The organism is Streptomyces sp. NPDC037301 (genome assembly GCF_055602785.1).
In genome coordinates this window covers 56,975-63,887 of the sequence record NZ_JBVJWD010000025.1, presented here as the reverse complement: position 1 = coordinate 63,887, position 6,913 = coordinate 56,975, and the positions used below count along the sequence as shown (strand labels likewise).

At 68.8% G+C, this 6,913-nt stretch carries 6 protein-coding genes and 1 pseudogene; 3 read left to right on the top strand and 4 right to left on the bottom strand.

From position 1 onward, the window contains the following. Positions 1 to 111: 111 nt before the first annotated feature. On the top strand, positions 112 to 270 hold the full coding sequence (locus ACZ7IB_RS31545; RefSeq protein ID WP_470917221.1) for a CBS domain-containing protein: 159 nt from the start codon (positions 112 to 114) through the stop codon (positions 268 to 270). Between the two features lie 473 nt (positions 271 to 743). On the opposite strand, the pseudogene ACZ7IB_RS31540 reads toward ACZ7IB_RS31545, so the two are convergent. The 3 genes and pseudogenes from ACZ7IB_RS31540 to ACZ7IB_RS31530 form a co-directional block, all read right to left on the bottom strand. Beyond that, positions 744 to 1,044, bottom strand: a pseudogene (locus ACZ7IB_RS31540) (acetate--CoA ligase family protein); the annotation flags it as partial. A 251-nt stretch (positions 1,045 to 1,295) separates the two neighbouring features. Beyond that, positions 1,296 to 2,633 (bottom strand): MFS transporter, encoded by a 1,338-nt coding sequence (locus ACZ7IB_RS31535; protein WP_470917220.1) that lies wholly within the window; start codon positions 2,631 to 2,633, stop codon positions 1,296 to 1,298. Beyond that, the gene (locus tag ACZ7IB_RS31530; RefSeq protein WP_470917219.1) at positions 2,630 to 3,295 is read right to left on the bottom strand and encodes an ArsR/SmtB family transcription factor; all 666 of its coding nucleotides are present in this window, start codon (positions 3,293 to 3,295) and stop codon (positions 2,630 to 2,632) included. Before ACZ7IB_RS31530 ends, ACZ7IB_RS31535 begins: the two co-directional genes overlap by 4 nt. Positions 3,296 to 3,561: 266 nt before the next feature. Between ACZ7IB_RS31530 and ACZ7IB_RS31525 the strand changes: the two genes are divergently transcribed. After that, complete coding sequence (locus ACZ7IB_RS31525; protein ID WP_470917218.1) at positions 3,562 to 4,683, top strand: tyrosine-type recombinase/integrase; 1,122 nt, start codon at positions 3,562 to 3,564, stop codon at positions 4,681 to 4,683. 258 nt (positions 4,684 to 4,941) lie between these two features. Here ACZ7IB_RS31525 and ACZ7IB_RS31520 read toward each other — a convergent pair whose 3' ends face one another. Next, positions 4,942 to 5,535 (bottom strand): cupin domain-containing protein, encoded by a 594-nt coding sequence (locus ACZ7IB_RS31520; RefSeq protein ID WP_470917217.1) that lies wholly within the window; start codon positions 5,533 to 5,535, stop codon positions 4,942 to 4,944. Positions 5,536 to 5,775: 240 nt separating this feature from the next. On the opposite strand from ACZ7IB_RS31520, the gene ACZ7IB_RS31515 reads away from it, so the two are divergent. Further along, on the top strand, positions 5,776 to 6,891 hold the full coding sequence (locus tag ACZ7IB_RS31515; RefSeq protein ID WP_470917215.1) for an alanine racemase: 1,116 nt from the start codon (positions 5,776 to 5,778) through the stop codon (positions 6,889 to 6,891). Positions 6,892 to 6,913: the final 22 nt, after the last annotated feature.

Sequence of the window (6,913 nt, the reverse complement as noted above, 5' to 3'; positions counted from 1 at the left end):
CTCCCCCCCCCCCCCCCCCCCCCCCCCCCTCCCCCCCCCAGCCCCCCCCCCCCCCCCCCCCCCCCCGAGGCGGTGCTGGTCCCACGGTCTCGGTCGCTCCGGTCGGGCACGGTGCAGGTATTGCACGCCGTGGAGGAGCACCGGACCCTGCGGCTGCCGGTCATCGACGAGCACCGGTTGGTCGGCGTGATCAGCGAAGCCGACCTCACTCGGCATCTCGCGGAAAAGCAGTTGGGGCACTTCGTAGAGTCCCTCTGCGCGACTCCTTGACCATGCCGGATGTGCGCCGAGCGGGATCGGGACACGCTGCTCGCCCCACCCTTCCGCGTGCGCACTGCGTCGTTCTTCGCGATGCCCCGTGAGTATCGCGGTCCGGTCCTTGTCCGGCACCGGCAGCCGCTCGGCACACTGCTCGGTCATGATCTGGGCGACCCTGGCGTGGTAATCGTCGGCACAGACGGTGAGCGGCGGGACGGACATCAGGTCGCCTGCGGTAATGACCCGTTCCGGCCCGGCACCTGCCGAGTGCATTGCAGATCGGTCGCGTAGCGCCCCGATCACCTGCTCGTCAGCGTCCACCACAGGCAGCCCGTTGATGTCGTGCTCAGCCAGCCATCGTTCGATTTCCTCACGCGGGGTCGCGCGCTGCCCTGACGCCATCGCCGGTCATCACGCTTCCGACTCTCCGGGGCTTCATCTCGTTCCCTCCTCCGGATCTTGTGCCCTCTTCCGGGCCGCGCGGCTCACGACAGCCTGCGCAGGTAGGGATCCCAGGCCCGGCGCGGCAGCAGACGTATCCGTGCGTCGACGACGGTAATGCCGTCGGGCCGGGCAACGACCGGGTTGCATTCCGCCTCGGCGAGTTCGGGAAGATCGTCCGACATGAGCGACAGGCGCGCCAACAGGTCTTCAAGACCGGCGAGATCGACCGGCCCGCCACCCCGGTATCCGGACAGGAGCACAGCGCGGTGCGGTGATCAGTTCGTGGACATCGGTGTCGGTGAGCGGCGCGAGTCGCGCCGCGTGGTCGGCGAACAACTCGCTCCGAGCTTCTCACGCCTGCCGATCGGCGCGGCCTGACCCCGCTGTTCTGGTCCCACGTGCGTCCGTACGGGGAGGTCAACCTCGACATGGACACCCGCCTCGACCCTGCTGCGGTCAAACTCCCGGGCCCCCGAGTTCCGATGGACGCCGCCGACCAGCAGTCAGCTGAGCGTGCGTGAAGCGTGGGCGAGGTCAGAAGGAGCGGTGGGAGGGAGAAGGAAACCAGATGGTCCACCTCCCTCCCGTACACGTCATGTCGCTACATTCGCACTGCCTTGTGAGGCGTCGTCCTTGGAATGCGGCTTCAGGACGCCCCGCCCACGCGTACGGTCCATCTCGCGCCACTCCGGCCGCAGTCCAGCCAGATTCGTGGTGAGGAAGTACGCGGCGCCGCAGGCGAGCAGCACCGGCACGAGTCCGACAGCGGTCACCGCCGCCCCGGCGATCAGCCCGCCGAGAGGGATACCGGCCCAGGCCAGCGAGTCACCGAGCGCGTTGACCCGGCCCAGCATCCGGCGCGGCACCCGCTCGACGAGGACGGCCCCCAGCACTGGGTTGACGAAGCCGGCACCGAACCCACTGACCGCGAAGACGGCCAGTACCACTCCCAACGGGGCATCGAAGGCGAGGATCAGGAACCTCGGTGCCCCGGCCAGCAGGAACCCGGTGAGAACCACCACCCGTCGCCGCAGCCGGTGCGCGACCACCGCGGCGATCAGGCTCCCGCCGACCCCCGCGGCCCCCATCACGCTGCCCATCAGGCCGATCGCGGTCGGCCCGTTGCCGGACCCCCTGGCCCAGACGGGCACGAGCACCGCAGTGAACGCCGCGTCCAGCAGGTTGGTGATGCCGACCATGACGATGACGGTGAGCAGCAGCGGCTCGCCGCGCAGGAAGGTGAAGCCCTCGCCGAACCGCCGCCAGTAGCCCGGTCCCGTCTCCCCGGCCGGCGAGGGGGCTTCCTCGGCCGCGTGCCCCATGCCGCGAGGCAGCGCGAGTTTGATGATCACCGATCCGAGGGCGAAGCAGCCCGCGTTGACGGCGAGTCCGGTCAGGGGGCCGAGCAGCGCCACCAGGGATCCGCCGGCCGCCAGGCCGATGGTAGAGGCGAGCCGCTCGATCACGCCGGATAGACCGGTGGCCCGCTCCAGCGGCACCCGGCCGCGCTCAGCTGCTTCCGGGACCATCACCTCCTTGGCCAGGTCGCCGGGGCCCCGGGCCGCGCCGATCAGTGCGACCAGGGCCAGCAGAAGGGGAAAGGAGAGCAGGTCCAGGGCGTGGAGCAGGGGAACCGCGGCGGCGGCGGTCGCACTGGCCAGATCGGTGGTCCAGGAAACGGCCCGCGGGCCGATCCGATCCACCAGCGGTCCGGTGAACGCCTTGACCACCACGTAGGGAGTCATCTCGCAGAAGGCGACCAGTCCGGTCTGAGTGGCGCTGCCGGTGGTGACGAGCACGAACCAGGGCAGTGCCACAACGGAGATCCGCGTGCCGGTCAGCGACACGGCCATGGCCGCCAGCACCCCGCCCAGCGGCCGTAAGGACCTCTTGCCGGGTATGCCGCCGGCCTCCGAGGCGTCGTCGGTCATGACGTCGGGCTTCCTTCCGCTTCCTGAGGGCCGGAAGGGGGCGACGACGCGGCAGGCGCATCCAGTTCGGGCAGGATCTGCGTGATCACGGCAACCCGTTCGGCTCCCTCGGGGGCACTCGCCGCCGTCTCGGGCGTATCTCGCCGGTAGCGCGAGATGACCTCCGTCAACTCCCGTTCCAGGGCGGCGGCCTCCTCGGGTGTGAGCCGAAGGGCCCAGTCGCTCATGTCGAAGGTGTTTCGCCATGCGCGGGGCATCGTCTGAAGCTCGTTCAGGGTCTGCTGCGTGCGCAGGGTGTAGATGGCGGCGACGGACTGCTGGTAGGCCAGTGCGGCCTCGGGCTCCCGCTCGGCCAGCTCCGGATCGTTGAACCAGGTCGTCCGGTGTACCGACCGCCACCAGCGCTCTCGCGCGTTGCCGCGTTCGGTGTCCTCCTCGACGAAACCGGCCGCGCCGAGCTGCCGGAGGTGGTAGCTGGCCGTACCGGAATTCACGCCAAGCCGTTCCGCGAGGCGGGTGGCCGTCGACGGGCCGTACTTCCGCAGCAGCCCGACCAACTGCACGCGCACCGGATGCGCCAGGGCACGCAGCCCCTTGGCATCCAGAACAACCGAGTCCTCTTCAACGTTCGGGCCATCCGGCCTCTCCACTGCATCAGTCATGCGACACACGGTAGTCCGCAAAGGGTTCTTCGCAAAGGGTTCTTCGCGAAGAACCCTTTGCGAAGAACCCTTTGTGGTTCAGCTCGCTTGCGAGGTGCCGCTGCTCATTTACCGACAGGTCCCCGAACCGCCGTTCCACAGCCTGAAGACCGCCGAGTGCGCGGTCCCGCTACACCTACCTCAGCCCGCTGCTTCAGTTCTTCCGCGAGACCAGCCAGTGGGGCTGGAGCGATGTCCCGGGCCGGCCCCTGCTTGGCCGCTCGGACATGCCCAAACTCCCGTCCGCGCTGCCACGGTTCATCCCCCGGGCCGAGCTGGACAGCCTCATGGAGGCGGTCGAGGGACTCGAAGACCCGCACCAACGAGCTGCTCTCCTTCTGCTCCGCTGGAGCGGTGCCCGGCGCGGGGAGATCGCACGGCAGATCGCACGGCTGACCCTGGACTGCCTGGACGCCTACCCCGACGGCCATCCGCGGCTGCGGATCCCGGTCGGCAAGACCTACACCGAGCGCATGGTCCCCCTGCACCCCCAAGTGGCGGACGCCCTGCGTGAGCTGATCGACACGGCCAAGGCTGCGAACGCCGCAGCCCGCCACGACGCATGGGCCCAGCGGCCGGTCCGCTACGTGTTCATGCGGCGAGGCAAGCCCATGGGCCGTCAGTTCCTCTACGCGGATGCCCTGGAGATCGCCTGCCGCAAGGCCGGGCTCGTCGACGGAGACGGCAATCCCACCGTGACCGCCCACCGGTTTCGCCACACGGTCGGCACCCAGCTCGCCGAAGGTGGCGCCCAGATTCAGACGATCATGGCGATCCTCGGGCACCGCAACGCGCAGATGCCGGCAACGTACTCCCACATCAGCGACCCCGTCCTGAAGAAGCAGTACGAGAAGGTCATCGCCGCCGGCGGACGGATCACGGGCCCACGAGCACCACCTGTGCTGGTCACGCTTCCGACGCCGCAGCCAAGCCCGAGCCCGCCGCCCCCACTACAAACGGCGAGGCCAGAACCCACAGATGCGGTTGCAGTATTAGCTGAGCATGGTGTCTATCGTCGCCGACCGGCCCGCATCTGCCCCCACCTTGCCTACCGCCGCCGTGTCACCCGCGGCCAGCTGGTTCCGTCTGCCCCTGGCCACCCCCCTCAGCTGGGCCGTCCTGGCCTTCCTCGCCGGCGTCACCACCCTGCTCGCCATCGACCCCGAACAGCGCGTCGCCCTGCATGCCCTCCCCATCCGGGCCGCCGCCCTTTTCGCCGGCTATCACGTCTCCCACCGCAGAGCCCGCACGGTCAAGAGCTCTGGCGCTCAGTCGCACAGCGTCAAGGAGAAACAGAAGACGCCCCTGAACCCCTCGGCTGGACAGCGCCTCCAAGTGCGCAGCGGTGACCCTCCAGGTGCATACGGGCCCGGCGGCTGGAGTCCCTACTCGGCGCGGTCCTCGGCCTTCGGGCCTGGGGCCGCGCCGGACCCGCCGGCTCCGGGAGCCGACATGGAGAACGTCTTCCCACAGGCGAGGGCCTGAAGGCGCTATTCGACGCGGCGGCCGGGTGGCTGCGGGAGCGGCGGGTGCTGGTGTTGGGGGGTGACCGCGGCGACGGCCGCCGTCGCGGTCGTCGCCGCGGCGCGAGCCCGGTTCTCTGCCTCTCAGAAGCCCGGTGGGGTCTCTGACCAGACGCAGACTGCTGGGACATCACCCGGGTTGCCGTATCGGTGCGGTACAGAGGAGTCGAAGCTGACGCAGTCGCCGGGTTGCAGGCGGTAGTGCACGCCGTCGACCCAGTATTCCAGCTCCCCGCTCAAAAGGAGACCGACCTCCTCGCCGCTATGGGTGTGCGGGTTGTCCCCGGAGGATGCTCCTGGGGCCACCTCCAGCATCATCATTTCGAGTTTGCCACCGTGCTTGGGATTGAGAAGGGTGTACGTAACCCCTTCCACGCCCGCCCGAGTGAGCTCAACGCGTTGATCGGGACGCGTGAGCACACGGCGCTCGCGGTCGACCGCGTGGAACAGCTGGCTGAGCGTCGTACCGAGGGCGTCGACGATCGTGCGCAGCGTATTGATCGTCGGGCTGTTCACGTCACGCTCAACGTTGCTGAGATAGCTGCGGGACAAGCCCGTCTTCTCCGCCAGCTTCTCCAGCGTGAAGCCCCGCTCCAGGCGCTCTCGGCGGAGGTACTGGCCGATTCCGTCATTGCGCGGAGGCGCGGGTGATGCGGGCGCGTGATCGTCGGTGGACACAGACTCTCCTCTAGTAAATACAACGCGCCATCCATCATAGTGTTTGCAAGCTTTGTCGTAGATAATCTATGCTCCGTCGCATATACATGCCACGTACGCGATGTGGCTGCCTTCATCGCCAGGCCAGGCGGGCAGCCATCGCCCTGTGAGCCGAGTGCCGCACGACACCGCCGGCGATCCCGGCGATCTGGAGGACCAATGGATCACGGCACGCCACCAGGCAGATGCCGAGCTCGTGAGATGCCCGAGCTCCGGCTCAACCTGCGCGCGCTGGAGCACAACGTCCAGCTGATGGCGGCCTGGTGCCGAGATCAGGGCGTCGCGCTGTGCCCGCACATCAAGACCACCATGACCCGCCCCATCGTCGAGCGGCAGATGGCTGCTGGCGCATGGGGCGTCACGGTGGCCACCGTGAGGCAGGCCGGCATAGCCCTGGACTGGGGAGTACGGCACGTGATCATCGCCAACGAGGTGATCCACCGCCTTGACCTCACCCTCGTGCGGCAATGGCTCGACGAGACACCGGGGCTGGAGCTCTACTGCTTCGTGGACTCCATGGCCGGGCTGGACCTCGCCCGGTCGGCCATGGAAGGCACGCCCAATCCCCTGCGCGTCCTCATCGACGTCGGTGCGGACGGGGGCCGGACCGGGGTGCGGGAGCCCGCCGCAGCGTATGAACTCGGCACGGCCGCCCAGGCGTCACCTGGACTCCTCCTGGCCGGCGTCGCGGGCTACGAGGGCGTCCGGCCCAACCTCCGGGACTCCGCCACACTGGCGGACGTCGACGCGCACTGCCAGGAAGCGATCGCGGTCTTCCGCAGCCTGACACCGCTGTTCCAGACCCCACAGCCCATCTTCAGCATGGGCGGCTCCGCCTTCCCCGACCGCGTCGTCGACGCCCTGTCAGAGCTCATGAAGCAACAACGTGCTCTGCCTATGGTGCCCGTCCTGCGATCGGGCTGCTACGTCACCCATGACCACGGCACGTACGAACACGTCTCCCCTCTGCCAGAGCTGAGCGCAGCACTGACCGTCCGGGCGGTCGTGCTCTCCACGCCAGAACCAGGACGGGTCATCGTCGGCGCCGGGAAACGTGAACTGCCCTACGACGCGGGGCTGCCAGTGCTCATCAGCGCCTACGACGCACAAGGAGCGCCGCGACCGGCCGCCAAGGCCACGGCAGCCCACATCTACGACCACCACCTGATCCTCACAGACGCACACGGTCTGCGGGTAGGCGACACCGTCGACCTCGGGATCTCCCACCCGTGCTCCGCCTTCGACCGGTGGCCCGACATTGCCGTGGTCGACGACGAAGGCCACAACCACGACGTGTGGCACCCCCAGTTCCGATGACCGTGATGACGAAGTCCCACTC